Origin of the sequence: Gleimia sp. 6138-11-ORH1, from assembly GCF_024814355.1 — a bacterium.
GTDB lineage: Bacteria > Actinomycetota > Actinomycetes > Actinomycetales > Actinomycetaceae > Gleimia.
Map to the genome: position 1 here is coordinate 105016 of NZ_JANUXV010000005.1, position 19139 is coordinate 124154.

The following is a 19139-nucleotide window of genomic DNA, read 5'->3' on the forward strand; positions in this document are numbered from 1 at the left end:
GCTAGAGACACGATTAATTTATTGTGTACAGGAGTAATAATGACTGAGACTAAGCGTCCTGCGGTAGCGCTGGTTATCGCTGGTAGTGAATCTACTGGCGGGGCGGGTATCCAGGTAGATTTGAAAACTTTCCATCAACAGGGCGTTTATGGGATGGGTTCACTTACTTGTATCGTTTCTTTCGATCCCCAAAATAACTGGAATCACCGGTTTGTGCCGGTTGATCCAACTGTGATTAAAGAACAAATCGAAGCGGCTACGGCTTGCCATGATGTAGATACCGTGAAAATTGGGATGCTGGGAACAGTTCCAACTATCGAAGCGGTAGCTGAAGCGTTACAAAAACAAAATTGGAAGAATGTAGTTTTGGATCCTGTCTTAATTTGCAAGGGGCAGGAAGCTGGCGCTGCCTATGACGTGGACCAAGCATTGAAAACTAAGGTTCTTCCGCTGGCAACTGTAGTTACTCCGAACTTGTTTGAAACTGAAGCTCTTTCTGGGGTGAAGGTGGAAACTGAGGCAGATTTAATTGCTGCTGCTAAGAAGATTGGTGAGTTGGGACCAAAATACGTGGTGGCTAAAGGAGGTGTGGAACTTCCTGGTGCTGAAGCAGTTGATATTCTTTGGGACGGTGAAAAAGTAACCCGTTTTGCTCGCCCTAAGGTAGGGGAAGAACGGGTAGGTGGTGCTGGTTGTACGCTGGCAGCAGCTATTACTGCGGAGCTTGCTAAGGGAGCTTCTGTAGTAGATGCCGTAGAAACTGCTAAAGAAATCGTAACTGCCGGGATTCAGCGCCGGTTGGAAACGCATCATCCTCACGCTACGCTGTGGCAGCAGGGGATTTTAGAAAGCTAAGGCTGCTTAGCTGATTTAAATTAATCGCTCTTAGACGGGATTTAACTGTTTAAGAGCGATTATTTTTTAGCTTAGTTTAAGTGATAGATAAGGTGAATGAGGAGCAGAATTAAACTGACAGTGTAAATAATAGTTTTGATTTATGTGGGTATTTGAAGCGTTATGTCAGGGAGTATTAGGTTTTTCTTTTAGTGTGAATTCGATTCTTGTAAGGCTTCACAGCTATGTTCTGCGGATGTGTTTTGAAATAAAATCTTAAAAAGTTTTTAAAGAAACAATTTTGTTTCCTTAAAGTGGCTCTTTTTGGGACGTAGGTCATAGGGGTTTGGTTGAGTTTTGTTCAAAGTGCAAAACAAGGGCGATCTCACATTGGGGCTCTGAATACTCAGTGCTTAAATGCTCACATCCCCTGGATTTTTATTTTAGTTCAAAATTGAAAATTGAATCTGTTGAAACAGTCATACTTATTAAGGTTATTTATAGTTCTAAAGTTAAACTTTCATTGACAAAACTAATACAGGGTACTTACGGTAAATTCACAGGATTTTCACATTTTTCGTGAAAGTCATTAATTTACTAATCCACAATCAGAGGAGAATGATGTTTGCTTGGTTCTCTAAGCAACAGTTACGCTCTGCATTTGCCGTAGTAACGACTATTTTTTTAACTGGTATGTTACTTGGCGGAAATCTTGCAGTCGCAGCTGATGAAGATATTACCGTAACCCCCGGAAAGGTAATCTTCACGAATGGGATCACGGATATTCCAGATCGCCAATTAGAAAAATCGGGAAGAGCTCTCCTTTCCTTTAACTGGGACGCAACGGGGAAGCCAGGATTTGGTACCGGAGATAAATTTACGATTGACCTTTCTCCTTGGTTTAAAAACTTAGAAGCAAAAACAGTTGATCTAAAACTACCAATGCCCGGAAACCCAGAACAAAAAGTAGGTTCTTGTGTTCTGGATGACAGTACGATTACCTGTACGTTCGATGAGAACGTAGACCGCTTAAAGACCAGCTACTCTGACTGGCGCGGAACTGTTACCCTCGAAACTGCGGTATTACAAGAAACCACTAGTGAGACCGTAGAAATTCACGTTAACGGCGTGGCCACTAAAGTGGTGCTCCCAACCGGTAAAAATGGCGAAGTAGGCATCATTGTGCCAAAACGTGTTCCTGCTTCAGTCTACAAATCCCTCAACTTCAAAGAAGGTGCAGTTGAAAACAACTACACCATCAACATGAGTGGAATTCGCCTCAAGAGATACATGGGAGAACTCTTTATCTATGATGATCCCAATCAAAAAGTGCGGTTTACTGACGCCCTCGTAAATGGACAGGCAGAGATCGATCCGGGGCAAAAATTCAAGCTCAAGGATCACCCTACCGACCCAACGAAGCTAATTGCAGCCAGCCCAGAAGACTGGATTTTGCGCGCTGTTAGCCTTGATCAAGACGGAAAGTCCTACCAGTTAGACGACTTGCGTCCAGGTCCAAATAACCGCGCTCCCGCAGATCTTCCAGCCGAAATTGGCCAGTTTGAACTAACCGTGGAATTTGATAAAGCAACTCCACATATCGCCCGGATTCTGATTAAAGGACCATTCTCTGAAAACTACAACTACTCAATTGGTTATGCCACTGACGTTGTAAACCCAGAAGGTGTGCAAGAAGGAACGGTTTACTCGAACCGGCTTAACTTAGAGCAAACCACCCACTCATTCCAACTAGAACGCTCATACCGTAACACGGTAACTGCCACAGCTGAAGCAGTACCCGGTTTCGGTGCCTTTGGAATTGAAAAGCGTATTTCTGGAACTGCAGAATCCTTGGTTAAGGCAGATCACACCGTAACCGTTAACTACACTTACGAACTGCCTCTAACTGCCGATAACTATGCAAATTGGACCGCTCCAGGTACTCTAAACCCAGACAATAAGACGGGTAAAGCCTCTTGTACCATCAACTTCCGTAAGACAAGCCTCTGTCTTGCCGAAGGAGCCAGCTCCGGAAAACTACTTCCAAAAGGAAGTAAGGTTTTCATCACCCCAGCAGATGAAGATTTAAATTCAATCTCTGCAGAGATTCGCGACTTTAACTGGGGTACTCCAATTGTGGATCTGCCAGGAAACGCAGCATTCCTAACCATTAAGGATAATGGTGCCTACGACACAATCGCTATCACCAATAAAGCTAACTTCAAAACTGCTCCATTTGCAGTAGTAAAGAAAGTAGCTGGCTTGGCTGATAACGTTACCGCAGGTCCATTCGACTTTAGCTACACCTGTCAATACGGCACTCAACCACGCGTAGCCGGAGAAATCAAGGGCGTTCCTGGTGACGGAACACCTGTAGTGACAAAGGAAGAATTCCCTGTTGGAAGCAATTGTATTGTAGTTGAAATAGCTACTACCGCTCAGGTTTCCGGACATCGCTGGAAGCCAGTCGCCCCAGTTACTGTTGTTGTTACCGACAAAGCTCAAAAACCAGCCGAAGCTGTATTCACCAACGAATACACTAAGGTGGTTGCTAAGTTTGCGGTGAAGAAGACTGTGTCTGGTTTGGATGCGGGTGTAAACGCGGGACCGTTTAGTTTTGATTACACTTGTGTAAACGGTACTGACGCGCCAGTTACTGGTAAAGTCACTGGTGTAACTGCCGGTGGCCCAGCGGTTGCTTCTGATCGTGAGTTTAAAGTCGGTAGCGTATGTACTATCACCGAAGATGAAACTACCGCAAAAGTTGATGGTTACACGCTAACTCCTCCTGCTCCTGTTGAGGTTACTATTGCGGCTGCTGATCAGCCAGTTGTAGAAGCAGCGTTTAACAATGCTTACACTAAGGACGTAGCAACTTTCTCTGTGAAAAAGACTGTTACTGGTCTGCCTGCCGGTGTTGACGCGGGTGCTTTTAACTTCACCTACTCTTGTGTGAAGGGCGCGGAAACTTTCAATGGGCGGATTGATAATGTTCCAGCTGACGGGCTTGCAGTTCCAGTTGGCACTAACTTCCCAGTTGGAAGCGTATGTACCATTACTGAAATTGCTCCAGCTCCTGTTGATGGTTATGCATTGGCTGCCCCTGCGCCAGTAGAAATCACTTTGGATACTAAGGGGCAGACCGTTGAAGTTCCATTCACTAACGCTTACACCAAGGTGGTTGCACCTTTTGCGGTGAAGAAGACTGTGTCTGGTTTGGATGCGGGTGTAAATGCTGGCCCATTTGATTTCACCTATTCTTGTGTGAAGGGGAATGAAGCCGCAGTTGAGGGTGAAGTTGCCGGAGTTGTTGCCGGTGGCCCGGCAGTTGTTTCTGCTCGTGAATTTGCTGTTGGTAGTGTTTGTACCATTACTGAAAAGCCTGCTTCGGCAGCGGTTGATGGTTACACGCTAACTACTCCTGCTCCGGTAAAGGTTACTATTGCGGCTGCTGATCAGCCGGTTGTAGAAGCAGCGTTTGAAAACGTGTACTCCAAAGACCTGGGTACTTTCTCAGTTAAGAAACTGGTTACCGGTTTGGACGCATTTAAGGGAACGCAGCCTACCTACTCATTTAAGTACGTATGTACTAAAGGTGGTGTAGAAGTTGGTGCCGGTGACATTACTGGCGTAACTGCCGGTGGGGCTGCTGTAGTAGCTGATAAGAAGTTCCCCATTGGAGCTGAATGTGTAGTTACCGAACAGCCCGTAGCTGAAATCAGCGGACACATGCTAACTTTGCCTCCTGCACAAACTGTAGCGATTACCGATATGACCAAACCCGTTGAAGTGACTTTCACCAACGTCTTTACTAAGGTGGTTGCACCTTTTGCGGTGAAGAAGACTGTGTCTGGTTTGGATGCGGGTGTAAATGCTGGCCCATTTGATTTCACCTATTCTTGTGTGAAGGGGAATGAAGCCGCAGTTGAGGGTGAAGTTACCGGAGTTGTTGCCGGTGGCCCAGCTGTAGTAACTGCTCGTGAATTTGCTGTTGGTAGTGTTTGTACCATTACTGAAAAGCCTGCTTCGGCAGCGGTTGATGGTTACACGCTAACTACTCCTGCTCCGGTAAAGGTTACTATTGCGGCTGCTGATCAGCCGGTTGTAGAAGCAGCGTTTGAAAACGTGTACTCCAAAGACCTGGCAACTTTCTCAGTGAAGAAGACTGTAACTGGTTTAGAAGCTAACACTGCTGCACCTAAGTTTGCTTTCACTTACTCTTGTGTGAAGGGGAATGAAGCAGCGGTTGAAGGTCGGATTGAAAACGTTCCTGGTGATGGTACTGAAGTGCCTGCAGGTGTTAAGTTCCCGGTTGGAAGCGTCTGTACAGTAGCTGAAGATAAGGCTGCTGCGCAGGTAGCTGACTACGATCTGACTGAAGTTGCTCCAGTTACTGTAACTTTGGATAAGAAAGATTTCGTATTCCAAACTGCGTTTGAAAATGTTTACCAAAAGCATGAAGGTTCTTTCGTAGTAGGTAAGGAAGTTAAGGGTGTGGCTGCTGGAGTAGCTCTACCTACTTACGACTTTGCTTATAAGTGTCAGCTTTCTTCAGGTGACATTTTAGAAGGAACTTTGAAGAATGTAGCTGCTGGAAACGTATCTGATCCCGTAGTTGTCCCAGTGGGAACTGTATGTGAGGTTGAAGAAACTGCCTCACCAGCAGTTAAGGGTTACACCCTAGTAACTCCAAAACCACAGACGGTTAAGGTATCTGTTAAGGGTGAAGTTTCTAAAGCCGGATTCGTGAATGTTTACGATCCAGTTAAGGTAGAAACGCCTAAGAAACCGTTACCTAAGACCGGTGTTGATGCTGGCGTACTGGGTGGTTTAGCAGTGGTATTATTCGCTGCTGGAGTTCTCTTGGCTCGTAAACGCCAAGCGTAACCCAAACGGGAATCAACCGGTTAAACAAATAACCTAAAAGGGGGGTTGTGGGGCGGTGCTGCTTAGCACCGCCCCACAACCCCCCTTAGCCAACAAAACTAATCTCCTTAGTTAAGAAAATTAAACGCGGTTGGAATTGAAAGCCTACCTCACACAAGTGCACGTTTGTTCTGTTGCTTGCACAAAAAACCATTCCGCGGTTTACTAGTAGTAAGCGTGCAATTTGACCGCAGTCATTTTAATAGCATCAAAATTAACGAAGGAGTTATCATGTCTGAAGCGACCATGAATGCGCAAACTCGCCAAGAAGCATTGGAGGCAATGACCGAAGGCGTTGATATTCTAGTGATCGGCGGTGGCGTAACCGGAGCTGGAATCGTTTACGACGCGGCCCTACGCGGACTAAAAACCGGTATTATCGACGCTCAGGACTGGTCAGCAGGTACCTCTTCACGCTCTTCAAAACTGGTCCACGGTGGCCTGCGTTACCTCTACCAGATGAACTTCAAACTAGTCCACGAAGCCCTAACCGAACGTGGTCTGCTGCTGGAATCAACCGCCCCTCACCTGGTAAAGAAAATGCCACTCCTGTGGCCATTCAAAACTCCGCTAATTGAGCGCACCTACTCAACCGCAGGGGTTGGCCTTTACGACGTAATGGCACAAATTGCCCACCGCGGATCCGTGCCAATTCAAAAGCACTACTCTAAGAAGGGCGCTTTAGAACTGGTTCCAGACCTACACCAAGACTCTCTCATCGGTGCAATGGTCTATTACGATGCCCGCGTCGATGACTCCCGCCTGGTTCTAAACCTTGTTCGCTCCGCAGTAGACTACGGCGCATACGCAGCAAACCGCACTCAGGTAGTTGCAATGGGTAAGGAAAACGGACGAGTAGTTTCCGCCACCGTCCGCGATCTGGAAACCGGAAAAGAATACGTCATTCCCACCAAGAAGATCATTAACGCAACTGGGGTTTGGACAGAAGAAACTGAAAAGCTGGGCGACTCTGACGGTGGCCTAAAAGTTCTTGCCTCAAAGGGTATCCACATCGTAGTACCAAAGGATCGGATTAACGGTAAAGTCGGTATGTTCGTCCGTACCGAAAAGTCCGTACTCTTCATCATTCCTTGGAAGCGCTACTGGATTATTGGCACCACCGACACCAAGTACGTAGAAGATTTCCGCCACCCAGTAGCCAACGCATCCGACGTAGACTACGTTCTGGAACAGGCAAACCAAGTACTTGCCCGCCCTCTTACCCGCGACGACATCATCGGATACTACGCCGGACTTCGCCCACTGCTACAGCCAGGGACAAAGAACGGAGACACCAAGTCCACTAAGGTCTCTCGCGAACACACCGTTACCGAAGCTGCTCCAGGCCTGGTAATTATCGCCGGTGGTAAACTCACCACCTACCGAGTGATGGCAGAAGACGCGGTCAATTTCGCCCTCGGTAAAGCAGAAGCTAAGCGGAACCCATCGCTAACTGCCACCACCCCATTGCGCGGCGCACACGGATACCGTGGCCTGTGGAACCAGCGCAAAGCACTGGCGAAAAAGAGCGGCCTAAGTGTGGATCACATTGAAGATCTCTTGGATCGTTACGGTGACGATATCCACCTGATTTTTAAAGCAATCGAACAGGATCCCTCACTGGGTAAGGAATTGGCAGAAGCTAACGAATACCTACGCGCAGAAATCGCCTTTGGGGTCACTCACGAAGGTGCACTGCACCTTGAGGACATGATGTGCCACCGCACGCGCCTAACCTACGAACGCCGTGACCGCGGTCTTGCAGCAGTTCCAGAAATTGCTGACATCATGGCGGGGCTTCTTGGCTGGGACGACGCTAAGCGCGAAGCTGAAATTGCCGCTTACCAGGCACGATGCGACGCTGAAGAAGCTGCTTTACAAGTTCGCGATGAAGCAGAATCTCAAGCAGTCCGAGGTCGTCACGGAGACGTCACCCCCATGGATAAAGTTAGCTAATAGTTTCTGCTAGAAACAAGCTAGTTAAACACCGCTTAAACTGAAAATACGCACCGCCCCAAAAGGACGGTGCGTATTTTTATGCCAAACAAAGTGCCTTGAAAAAGCGAATATAAGTACCAAAGCGGGGCACGCAAAGTAGGGAAGTAAAGCAGGGCACGCAAAGCAGGGGAAGTAAAGCAACTAAAAAAGAGTTTTGCGTCAGAACCAGTGGCTCCGACGCAAAACTCTAAGTGCTCTAAATCAGCGGGTAAGTGACTAGTTAGTAAAAACGGTGAAGCGGAAGCTATACAACTCAGGGTTGTAAACGTGTTCACCGAGTTCAACAACCCGCCCATCCTTAGTGAAAGCAACGCGGTTCATCGTTAAAAGCGGAGAACCAACCGGAACCATCAGATCCCGAGCTTCTTCTTCAGTAGCAGGCCGCGCCCCAATAATCTGGTTTGCTGAAGCAACCTTGATATCCCGATTAGCGAAGCAGTCATACAGCCCCTTCTCATGCAACTCCCCCCAAGAAGGAGCAATATCAAGTGGCAGATAGTTACGCAAAATCGCTAACGGACGATCATCAATATAGCGAATCCTAACTACGTGTAGAGTTCCTTCGCCAGGTTTAATACCCAGCTGTTCAGCTACTTTGGCTTCAGACTGTACAACCTGGTAGGAAACCACGCGAGAAGTAGGGGTATAACCAGCTTCAAGAAGATCGTGATTAAGGGAACTAAGCTCTACAGGACGGTGAATTTGGGAGGGTGCAACGCGCGTGCCAATCCCGCGACGACGCACTAAAAGCCCGCGATTAACTAATTCCTGTAAAGCGCGGCGCAGGGTTGGGCGTGAAACATCCAAACGCTTTGACATGGAAATTTCATCTTCGACTAACTGGCCAGGAGAGACATGCCCTTGGGCAATAGCTTCTTCGAATGGGTCAACGATTTGCTGATATAGAGGAATAGTAGAGTCACGGTCGATGTGTACTTCTAATTGAAATGGTTTCTCCATATGAACCTGACCTCCTTCCTAATGGCTTAATAACACGGTGTATGGTGGAAAAGACTCTGCTGGAAAATGATCAACTTACCTGAAAGGGAGATAAGGTAACACCAATGTTAGTGATGACATTTTCCTACCATATAGTCTAATTTAATACTACAAATTTTTTCGCTAAATTTGGTGGTATGCCAAGTACATTAACAAATTCTCATGAAAAAATAATTCTCTGAAATTAGGCGCAAAAACCAGCAGGTTTGTCAGATGCAAAGAGGCGAACAATATATCTTACTTTCAATCAAAATAACTCAATGTGTCTGACCTCATTAACCCAGCAGCAATCTAGAGAAGCAATCTAGAAATTACCTAGCTAGACTTAAATACGTGCGAGTTTTAAACCTTTTACCAAACGGACACGTCCCCTACCTAGAAGGAGACAGAATCCAAAGAGAAACCTTCCAACAAGTCAAAGACAGAGAAGTTGATGACACCCTCATCGTCGTGGAATTTGAATCCACCTACACTGCTGGAAGACGCACAAAACCAGAGGACATCTGCAACACAAACCTACCGGTAATCGAAGTAGACAGAGGCGGATCCGTCACCTGGCACGGCCCAGGACAACTGGTAATCTACCCAATTGTTCGCCTCAAAGAACCAGTAGATCGCATCAAATACATTCGCGCAGTAGAAGCCGCCGTAGTAGAAGCAATTAAAGAAACTTGGCAGCTACCCGTAGAAATTGTCGAAGGGCGCGCCGGAGTCTGGCTCCGCCACCCAGATCGAAAAATCTGCGCAATCGGCTTAAAAGTAGCCCAAAACACCACCATGCACGGACTCGCGTTAAACCTCTATCCCGATTTTCAAAACGCCTTCACCGGAATCATTCCCTGCGGAATCGACGACGCCGGGGTAACCTCCCTCCAAGAAGAAGGTATCGAAACCACACTAGAAGAGGCCATGTACGCCCTCGTGAAAAAACTAGAAACCCACCTGCAACCACTGCTGTGGGAAACTACAAAAAATAACGCAACCACCCACCCAATCGGAGGGGAAAACTAATGTCAACGCTGCCGCAACCCGAAGGACGCAAACTACTGCGCGTCGAAGCCCGCAACCAGCAAGTTCCCCGCGAAGAACACCCAGACTGGCTAAAAACCCGCGTCTCCAACGGACCCAACTACCAAGAAATGCGCGGACTGGTAAAACGCGGAAGCCTCAACACCGTTTGCGCCGAAGCAAACTGCCCCAACATCTACGAATGCTGGGAAGACCGCGAAGCCTCCTTCCTCATCGGCGGCGCCATCTGCACTCGCCGCTGCGCATTTTGTGACATTGCCACCGGAAAACCAGAAGGCTACGACCAAGACGAACCACGCCGCCTGGCAGAATCCGTAAAAGAACTGGGATTACGCTACGTCACCATCACCGGCGTAGCCCGCGACGACCTACCGGACGGAGCCTCCTGGCTATACGCAGAATCCTGCCGCCAAATCCACGCACTAATGCCCGGCACCGGAGTGGAACTACTGGTAGACGACTTCAAAGGCGACGTGAATGCCCTGCAAGATGTGTTCAGCGCCAACCCACAAGTATTTGCCCACAATATCGAAACCGTACCAAGGCTAATGAAAATCATTCGCCCCGCGTTCCGCTACGAACGCTCCCTGGCAGCAATCCGCGCCGCGAAAGACGCTGGGATCGTCACCAAATCAAATCTAATCCTGGGGCTGGGAGAAACCCGCGCAGAAATTGAAGAAACCATGCAGGATCTGCTGGAAGCCGGCTGTGATATTTTAACTATCACCCAATACCTGCGCCCCTCCCCCTTACACCACCCCATTGACCGCTGGGTAAAACCACAAGAATTTATTGAGCTACGAGATTTGGCCTACCAAATGGGCTTCCCCGCCTGCATGTCCGGGCCACTGGTACGCTCTTCATACCGCTCAGGAAAACTCTGGGTCGAAGTCATGCAAAAACTCGGCCGAGAAATTCCAGCGCAATACAACGATCTGGTGGAATTTGCCTCACAGGGAGCAGCCCAGCAAGAAGCCGAAGCCGTACAAGCACGCCTGGACGCACGCAGCCTCAGAAGCGTAAAAACAGGAGGTGGCTGCTGCGGTGGACAAAGCGCCAAAAACCCAAGCGCAACCAGTGGAGGATGCGGCTGCTGAATCTGCTAACTTATCTGCTAACTTATCAGAATCAGCTAACTTAGCCCAGGTTAGTTATGCAGCCGAACCAGCTCACTTAAAAAGCTCCTGCAAACCAGTTTGAGAAACCTTCCCATTAGAAGAAACCGGGAAACTATCCACTACCCGCACCGCTCGCGGTAACTTATAGCGGGCTAATGATTTTGCAGCTAAAGTACGCAGCTGCTTTAAAACGGTGGACTCGGGTAGAGACTTTAACCAGTCGCCCTCGGCAGAAAACTCTGGAATCAACACCGCAGCTACGATCTGCCCCCACTGGGAATCCGCAATCCCAACCACCTGCACCTGAGCTACGCCAGGAATTTCTTGCAAAACCTCAGCCACCGCGTCAGGCAACACCTTTTCACCGCCAGTGTTAATCGTCTGCGCTGCTCTGGCTGCGAACTGGAAAGTGCCAGTTTCAGTCAGGTAACCTAAATCCCCAGTCAAAAGCCAAGGGCCAACAAAAGAAGAAGCATTTAGAGCGTCATCCTGCCAGTAGCCAGATGATACCGACGGGCCGGCACAAACCAGCATACCTATTTCATTAGGAGCCGTATCAACCAGTTCATTTTCTACCAAAAGTGGCTTATCTCCGGCTAAACGAGCGACTCTTACCCGCGTATAAGGAAATGGTATACCAATGCCGTTTTCGCAGTTCGGAGCCATCGACGGAGTTAAACAAGTACCCGAAGCCGCCTGCTCAGTCATCCCCCACACGTTATAAGGCGCCCAACCCACCGCATGCAAACGCTGCGCTAAACTAACCGGCAAAGACGCGCCCCCAATCAACGGACGCACAAACGCAGACAAATCACGAGAAGTAAAAGACGGATCATCCAAAAGACGCAAATAAATGGTTGGCACCCCAAACATCATCTGCACCTTAAAGACATCTAAAACTTCCAGCACCGTAGCTGGAGCAAAGCCCTCTATCACTACTACCGTGCCACCACTATAAACTAAATCTAAAGTAGTCCCATTAAACCCACCGATATGAGAAAGCGGGGCAACGACTGCTTCTACAAAATCAGAAGAGTATTCAAAAACCTCCCGGAAATTACGGCAGCCCCACCACAAATTCGCGTGTGTTAAAGCCACCCCTTTGGGGTGACTTGCCGTGCCCGAAGTGTAAATAATCGCCCCCACTGTAGAAGCATCTAAAACGGGAAGATCCGCAACCGAAAACGGAAGATAATCAGCTACAGTTTCCGCTAACTGCGGCAAAGCAAATACTGCAAAATCGTTGATTCTGGCTGTCTCTAACGGCCCCTGCTGGGGGGATTCAGAGTGTTCGGGAAAAACAGCTGCTAGCCTTTTCGATTGCTCCGGCCCGGCAAAAACTAATCTCGGTTTGCAATCTTCAGTAACTAAAGCAAATTCCTCCGCAGTATAGTGCTGATCCAACTGTACCGAAATAGCTCCCAGCCCGGCGCAAGCAATATGCACCAATAAATGCCAGACACTATTTGGTCCCCAAACAGCCACCCGGTCACCAGCTTTAACGCCATGCGCCTGCAAGAGACTAACTAAACGTAAAGCTAGATCAGCTGACTGTGAAACAGACGAAACGAAACTAACCTCAAAATCCTGAGCCGAGGCAACCGCTTGAGGAAGTAGACTATCGGTTTTAACAAGAGGAGAAAAAATCGATCTTTCCGGGGGAGCCACCCCCACCAAGTGCAGACGATGCGGATTACGCACCGCCGCTTTAAGTAATAAGTTCAAAGGAGAATAATCAGGTTCGCAAACTACCCGCGCGGACCACGGGGCAGCAGAAGAAAATCCCGAGGGCGGATGATTAGGAAAGTTTGAATACTTATCACGCATAGAAACAGTATGCCTTATTTGAAAGTAAAACCCCCTAAGAGCAGAAAAACGTAAAACCCGCTAAATTAGGAGGGTGAATTTGTTAATTGACCTATCTTTCGGTGAAGAATACATCTTTGACCCACACGCAGTGCGCGAAGCCGCAGGAGTGGATCGACTCAGCGACCTCAGAAATCGCCATGTGAGAGAACTACCCGCAGTAGAACAGCTACACACCCCGGCAATCCGCGACGCCCTTATCTTTATCCTGCGAGACTCTGTACGTAAAAGAGAAAAACTTTGGCTACTCCCCATGACTGATGAAGTCCACACTGAATGGGTTGAATGGTTAGATGGGGAAGTGCTCACCAAAGTGGGACCGAAACAAGAATGGCTGGGACAAACAATCACTCCCTACGGGATTTCTCCTTTGAAACTGGTCAGCTTCCTTGCCCAACGGGCTCGAAGTAGTGATCTGGATTTTCTACAAAAATCACTGCATGACATTGACGGGCTACATTTGACTGCTGGAGTTTACCGGCAGGTAGTTAATGCTGGAGTTAAAGTGATGGAACGCAGCAAATTCGTGCGCGTAATTACCACTCCAAAATTCATCGCCTACGCAGTAGTCCTCATCTATTCAGCCTTGCGTGCCTTACCCGTCACCTTTGTGAAAGAATTTGAAGGCTCTTTGGCAGTGCTTTGGCTTATTGATCTGGGAACAGCTTTACCTTACACCTGGGGTCTGATTACTATGATGACCGCCAGGGAACTTTGGCTCAGACTTGTCGGTATTGTGGTGACCGTAGTGACCTTTTTAGCGCCCTACCTCTATTTTGGTGCCAAAGGTTCAAACTATCCGTTCCACGTGATAGTTACCATCACCCTATTGATTTTCATCACGTTCGCATGGGAAGCCTACCGAGTGCGGGCAGATAAGCACGTTGATACAGTCCTTAGAAACTCCGCCAGGAGTCACCGCAAATAAGAAGCAGTCGCGGAAATAAGAAGTGTGCCGAAAAATAAGAATTGGTCACAGAAATAAGAAGCGGCTTGAGAGAGGCGCTGAAGTATACATTACCTGCCAAAACTTGACTTAAACCTGGTCGATGCTTGGCTCAAATGCCCATTTCCCATATGCTAGGAAGTAATTAGGTATCTATAAATCGCCTTAGCTACACAGACACAGTGCGAGAAGGCGGAGCCATAGTGCCCCGACATATTGGAGAAATATCTTGACGAAGAAACTCGGAGAAGCGATCGACCAGCTGAATTGGCCGCTAAAAAACTACATCGCCGCATGGGCTGTACACGCTTTCACCATGACCGGTCTGCTTTGGGGACTTTTGGCAGTACTCGCCCTTTTTGAACGCGACTACAAAATGATGTGGATGTGGCTAGTTGTTGCACTTATCGTAGACGCAGCAGATGGGCCGTTGGCACGCAAAGCAAGAGTTTCAGAAGTTGTCCCTTGGTTCTCAGGCGTGATGATGGATAACGTAGTCGATTACCTAACCTGGACCTTTATTCCAGCAGTTTTTATGGTAATTGCCCTCCCCTTAGGGCCTACTCCACTGGCTGTTTTAGCAGCAACAATGGTCCTAATGTCCTCTATGTTCTGCTACGCCAATAATCTGATGAAATCTTCAGACTGGTATTTCGTGGGATTCCCCGCCGCTTGGAATATCGTGGCGATTATCCTCTGGGTATTCCAAATCAACGTTTACCTTAACTGGTTAGTTATCGTTGTCTTTACAGTTTTGGCAGTAATCCCCTGGAAGTGGGTACACCCGTTCCGCGTAAAACAGTACCGAATGTTTAACGCTGCCGCCGCAGTAGTTTGGGTAATCACCACGGCTCTGCTGGTCTACTACTATCCGGTTGCGTCTCCCTGGATTTCCGTTCCTTGGCTGATTTCAGGGCTATGGATTCTGGGAGTTTCCGCATTGCGTTCTTGGCGAGGGCGCCCCGATCGGAATAAGTAACCATCTGCGGTAAAAGAAAACAAACCACCGGTATTTTAAGCTACCAGCTTCTACCGTAATCTCAGGTAAGAAGAATGAAAGGCTCTGCTCCCGCTATTAAGCGGGAGCAGAGCCTTTCCACATTTACGGGAATTACTTGGCGCGGAAAATACCAATCGCCCCTTGTTCCGCGCGAATAATCGAGTGGTCTAAGAACGGATAGTTACCCGCCTCAGGAAGCGCGAACTCTACATAACCACCCTGCGCTGCAGTTAATCCCAGTGCCTGGCTGCCACCGCCCTTTTTCCCAGTCACCGGATCAACCCCGTCTTTAAGTAAGAAACGCCCCTCAGCCCAAGTAGTATCAAACTGAGAACCCACCACGTGGAAAGAAGTCCCCAGGTTCGGGCCAATGGCAATTACCCAAGCACGTACCTTTTTCCCCACGGGAACTTCAATCGGTTTCACCCGGTACTGGTAAGGCACCCCATTAAAAGCCATCAAATCAGGTTGCACCAAACGGAGTTTCTGCGGATCCACAGGCGAATCAGCAGACGGCAAATAAATTTCAGACTGCACAAACACATACTCGTAATCAACCGGCTCCAAATCTGGCGGATCAATCACCACCGCCCCGTGCATACCAGTAGCAATATGCATAGTCATCGGCGCAGTACCACAGTGATACATCCAAATCCCCGCGCGCTGTGCCGTGAACTCATAAACCAAAGACTCACCCGGTTCAATCGAACGCATCGGCACATCCGGAGCCAAATACGACGCATGGAAGTCAATCGAATGAGCCATAGTGCCCTCATTCTTTAAGGTGATCACAAACTTATCACCTAACTTACCGCGCAGAGTCGGCCCCACCGGACCACCGTTGAAAGTCCAAATCGGACGTTTCACCCCCGCACCTAAACCAATCTCAGTTTCAGTCACCACAAAAGTGAACTCACGCACCCGCTTATCGTCAGCCTTAGGTAACACCGGGTCAATATAAACCTCCGAAGGATCTTGCAAGAAAGCACTCATCCCCGGAACGTCCGCTGCTACAGTGCTACCAGACCCATGGTGAGAGTGCGCTCCAGTCGATTGATTACCAGAGGCAGCGCCCTCGGAAGAACTCTTTTGCCCACCTGCCTGCGGAGAAATCTTCATCGTCATGCCGGACTGCCGATGCCCCGGAACTGAACACCAAGCAGAAACCGGCTGATCCAATCCGGGAAGCAGGAGCTTAGCTGACTGTCCCGGCGCCACCAACTCAGTTTTCGGCCCTAAATCTGTCACCAAATCATGCGCCGTGGAATCATCGTTAATGAAAGTAATTTCAACCGGAGTATGCGCCGGAACTTCAAGTAAATTGGGAGAGAAAGCCATTGCCTGGGCGCGTACTTCAACCTGCACCGGAGCTTTATCCCCCACAGGAGCCGGAACGTCCTGAGGCGGTGTAGAAACCGGATTTGGAAAACCTTGGCTAAGCAGCAAAGTAGTGAAAACCAAAACAAAAGCACTTACCGCTGCCACCACACCAGCAGGATTAAAAGCTCGCTTCACATAGGGGCCCTGCGGCGGCGCCCCTTCTTTCGGTGTAGAAGAAACTTGCATATTCATAAACCCATCCTTTTAATCACGAAACCAAATAAAACTAAAGCTGACGATTGTTGGAATCTAAAAGATTACGGCGGTGCTGGGGCGGCGCCACTCCCAGCGGCTCAGTTGGATCCGCAGTTGAAAGTTGCCTGACCACTACCAGAGCCAACTGCAACAAAGTAATAAAAAGCCCAAAAAGACCCAGTAACCACAAAACCTGCGCCGGTTGTGGAGGCGCTATAAACGACCCTAAGAAAAGCAGATTCAATAAGAACACCCGATACTCCGCAAACCGATCCAAACTCCGGTAACTGGCCTGCAAAGCCGGTCCTAAACCAATAATCATCGGCAGTAAATAAGCCAACGAACCCAGTAAAATCTGCGCTGCCCCAACCAAAACCACAGGGAACAACAGAGCAATCTCCACTCGTAACTGAGCTAGAGGCAGGGCAGTCCAAGCTGGGCTGGGGAAAGTCACCCACCCCAGTAGCAATACTGCTGCGACCAGCCAAAAAGTACCCAGCAGAAGAGTTTGCGGGGCAAACCCCCAGTGCGCATTAACACGCAACGGCAACACTGCTAAAACCGCCAAAGTTAATAAAACCGCCGCCAAAATCACAAAACCTACAAAAATCAACCACGGATTCATAAACCAAGCGCCACTTAAAACTACAATCACCGCAAATAATGCCACCGGAAAAGCCGCTGCCAAAATATCCTTCGTCTGAGCCAGTACCTTAGTGCGGGAAGTAGTCGGCAAGAGTGTTCCCAAAGTAACGAAAATCGTAATTCCCACAAAGGTCACCACATTCGCAAAAATATGCGTCAGTAAGAAAGCCTCGCGCCACAGAAAAGGAACCAGCCAAACACCCAGCAAATCTAAACCTAACAGCAGACCGCATATCAATCCCACTAAAAATGCACCCGTAGCTAAAGCATAGTAACGGACTACCCCCGCTAGTTGGCTCTTAAACGCCGCCTGCCGCAGCGCCTGCCAAATAGCACCCAATAACCAAGCAAAAGCCACAAAGATCAGTGCAAATCCCGGTAGTAAAAACCAGCCGAAAGAAAATGCAAACGCTAAAACTGAAAGCACACTTCCCGCCGTATGTAACAGGAGACGCCACAGTGGCTGCTGCGAAGTGAAATCAGAATAGCGTAGTAAAGTCACCGAAAAATGCCAGGCCCACACCAAAATCGAAGTGGCCACCACACCTAAAGTAAACACGTGAATGCTCATCCACCACAGGCGCGTCCCAAACCACGCGCTCACAAACTGAGGAGCCACCTGGTTCCACAGCGTGAAACCTAAGATCAGTAACACCCAACCCGCTAAGATCCACCGGTAATAGACGTAAACTTTCGCCTTACGCATTTTTCACCGCCCTCGGGAAATTGATAGAAAGTAAAACTAATCCGACGAACACGAAAATTGTCACAATATTTCCCGCCGAGCCCAACTGGTGTAGCCCCGGAAGGTCCAGAGTGAAAGACAGCCAAAAGCGCACCAGCAAACCAAAATGTAAAGCAATCAATGGCACCCACAGGACTTTCGAGTAGGGAAAATTCTTGTGGATAACAGCGGGAATGATAATCGGTGCATGGGCGAAAACCATGGAAATTGCGAACCCTAGGGTCAGGGCATGAATCGGTAATTCGTATAGGGTTCCCAAAGGCTGGAAACCCGCAATCGCCCAAACGAAACCCGCCACCAGCATCCAAAAATAGCCAGCCAGCATTGCCGCTGCACAAAATCTTGGTAGCCCACGGTTTTTCAACGTGTGACGCGCAATGTCATCGCGGATTAAAAGCAGGCTGAGAGCCACCAGGATTACACCTACGAACACGCCGGCACGAGGGGTGAAAAAAGTGAAGCAGGCTGCAATGGCTAAGCTAGCTGCCAGCAAAGTCGCTAAGGGGAGACGCTTTTGGAAGTCTTGATTCAAATGTGCCAGTTCGAAACGCTCGCCCACGATGGTGAGCACCAGGAAGAGGATTAGCAGCAGATGCAAGGCTTTCAGCTGGTAAAAACTGGCGGGTAAACCCATTTGAGCGGCGGTCCAAAATACTGTGCCAGCCAGACCGAGTAGTGCCCCCAGGGCCTCAAGCATAGTCGGGAGGCTACTTTGGCGAGTCAAGAAAAACCCGTAGGTGAGGGTTAAAACCGTCATCCCAGCAGTCCAGAGTACGCCGACTACCGAAAGGGGGATGAGGCTCTCTTCCCAGCGGGCGAATACCGGCAGTAGTAGCGCCAGAAGCGATCCGGCGCCGGTGAGTGCGGGCGCCGCGTACGTCCAAGGTTTACGGGCAGCTACCGCGCGTTCCAACCCAATTGCTGTGCCCAAGAAGCCAATCACCATGAGGATTCCGTGCATGTGGGAGCTGGGATTGGCAGGCAGGGCGTGCCTCACCCCAGTGAGGGCAGCGGCTCCGTTTAAGCCATTTACGAGGGCGGTGCCGGCCAGCAGTAGTAAAAATAGCCGTAAATAAAGCCGCGCCTTAGGTGCAGTAGGGTGAAGCATAAAGCCTCCCTCAGTGGAAACTATAAGTTATTAAGAATTTCAACATATTTTAGGGAGCAAAGGGTAGTGCTATAGTCCTTGAAACTCCTGAATCGCTGCAGAATTCGTGAATCACCGCAAAATTCGTGAAGTGCCAAAATTTTCAAGCCACCGCTACCCAGCACCCCTCCACGCCGGAGCGTAACTCGCCGGGGTGGTTTTGGTGTGGGTTGTTGGGGGTGGTTTTTGGTTGTGGTTTGGGGGTTTGTGTGGGGTGTGGTGGTGTTCACGTTGTGTGGATTTGTTTTGTGGGGGTGGGTGTGGGTATAGTTAGTATTCGTTGCGTTGAGCGGTTTGTTTTGTTTGGCGTG

The 19139-nt window shown here is 48.9% G+C and carries 12 protein-coding genes; 7 read left to right on the forward strand and 5 right to left on the reverse strand.

Features of this window, described 5'->3' with window-relative positions; translation table 11 throughout:
• Window positions 1–39: 39 nt before the first annotated feature.
• The 3 genes from thiD (at window position 40) to NXS08_RS06735 (ending at window position 7716) form a co-directional block, all read left to right on the forward strand.
• Window positions 40–855 (forward strand): bifunctional hydroxymethylpyrimidine kinase/phosphomethylpyrimidine kinase, encoded by an 816-nt coding sequence (gene thiD / locus NXS08_RS06725; protein ID WP_259138753.1) that lies wholly within the window; start codon window positions 40–42, stop codon window positions 853–855.
• 597 nt (window positions 856–1452) lie between these two features.
• Window positions 1453–5721 (forward strand): DUF5979 domain-containing protein, encoded by a 4269-nt coding sequence (locus NXS08_RS06730; RefSeq protein ID WP_259138755.1) that lies wholly within the window; start codon window positions 1453–1455, stop codon window positions 5719–5721.
• 270 nt (window positions 5722–5991) lie between these two features.
• Window positions 5992–7716 carry a glycerol-3-phosphate dehydrogenase/oxidase gene (locus NXS08_RS06735; RefSeq protein WP_259138757.1) on the forward strand — a complete coding sequence of 575 codons (1725 nt, stop codon included), beginning with the start codon at window positions 5992–5994 and terminating at the stop codon, window positions 7714–7716.
• A gap of 258 nt (window positions 7717–7974) precedes the next feature.
• Here NXS08_RS06735 and NXS08_RS06740 read toward each other — a convergent pair whose 3' ends face one another.
• The gene (locus NXS08_RS06740; RefSeq protein WP_259138759.1) at window positions 7975–8718 is read right to left on the reverse strand and encodes a GntR family transcriptional regulator; all 744 of its coding nucleotides are present in this window, start codon (window positions 8716–8718) and stop codon (window positions 7975–7977) included.
• 372 nt (window positions 8719–9090) lie between these two features.
• Here NXS08_RS06740 and lipB point away from each other — a divergent pair, with 372 nt between their 5' ends.
• On the forward strand, window positions 9091–9768 hold the full coding sequence (gene lipB / locus NXS08_RS06745; protein WP_259138761.1) for a lipoyl(octanoyl) transferase LipB: 678 nt from the start codon (window positions 9091–9093) through the stop codon (window positions 9766–9768).
• Window positions 9768–10883, forward strand: coding sequence for a lipoyl synthase (gene lipA, locus NXS08_RS06750; protein ID WP_259138763.1), 1116 nt, complete (start codon window positions 9768–9770; stop codon window positions 10881–10883). Before lipB ends, lipA begins: the two co-directional genes overlap by 1 nt.
• Before the next feature lie 72 nt (window positions 10884–10955).
• On the opposite strand, the gene NXS08_RS06755 is transcribed toward lipA, so the two are convergent.
• A complete protein-coding gene (locus NXS08_RS06755; RefSeq protein WP_259138765.1) occupies window positions 10956–12731 on the reverse strand; it encodes a class I adenylate-forming enzyme family protein in 1776 nt (591 codons plus the stop codon).
• A gap of 73 nt (window positions 12732–12804) precedes the next feature.
• On the opposite strand from NXS08_RS06755, the gene NXS08_RS06760 reads away from it, so the two are divergent.
• Both NXS08_RS06760 and NXS08_RS06765 read left to right on the forward strand, forming a co-directional pair.
• Window positions 12805–13698, forward strand: a complete 894-nt coding sequence (locus NXS08_RS06760) for a hypothetical protein (RefSeq protein ID WP_259138767.1) — start codon at window positions 12805–12807, stop codon at window positions 13696–13698.
• A gap of 271 nt (window positions 13699–13969) precedes the next feature.
• Window positions 13970–14695, forward strand: a complete 726-nt coding sequence (locus tag NXS08_RS06765) for a CDP-alcohol phosphatidyltransferase family protein (protein WP_396232259.1) — start codon at window positions 13970–13972, stop codon at window positions 14693–14695.
• 132 nt (window positions 14696–14827) lie between these two features.
• Here NXS08_RS06765 and NXS08_RS06770 read toward each other — a convergent pair whose 3' ends face one another.
• Genes NXS08_RS06770 through NXS08_RS06780 form a run of 3 tightly spaced genes read right to left on the reverse strand, consistent with a single transcriptional unit; the run spans window position 14828 to window position 18789 of the window.
• Window positions 14828–16288, reverse strand: coding sequence for a multicopper oxidase domain-containing protein (locus NXS08_RS06770; protein ID WP_259138771.1), 1461 nt, complete (start codon window positions 16286–16288; stop codon window positions 14828–14830).
• Between the two features lie 34 nt (window positions 16289–16322).
• Window positions 16323–17642 carry a hypothetical protein gene (locus tag NXS08_RS06775; RefSeq protein WP_259138773.1) on the reverse strand — a complete coding sequence of 440 codons (1320 nt, stop codon included), beginning with the start codon at window positions 17640–17642 and terminating at the stop codon, window positions 16323–16325.
• Window positions 17635–18789, reverse strand: a complete 1155-nt coding sequence (locus tag NXS08_RS06780) for a hypothetical protein (RefSeq protein WP_259138775.1) — start codon at window positions 18787–18789, stop codon at window positions 17635–17637. Before NXS08_RS06780 ends, NXS08_RS06775 begins: the two co-directional genes overlap by 8 nt.
• Window positions 18790–19139 lie beyond the last annotated feature (350 nt).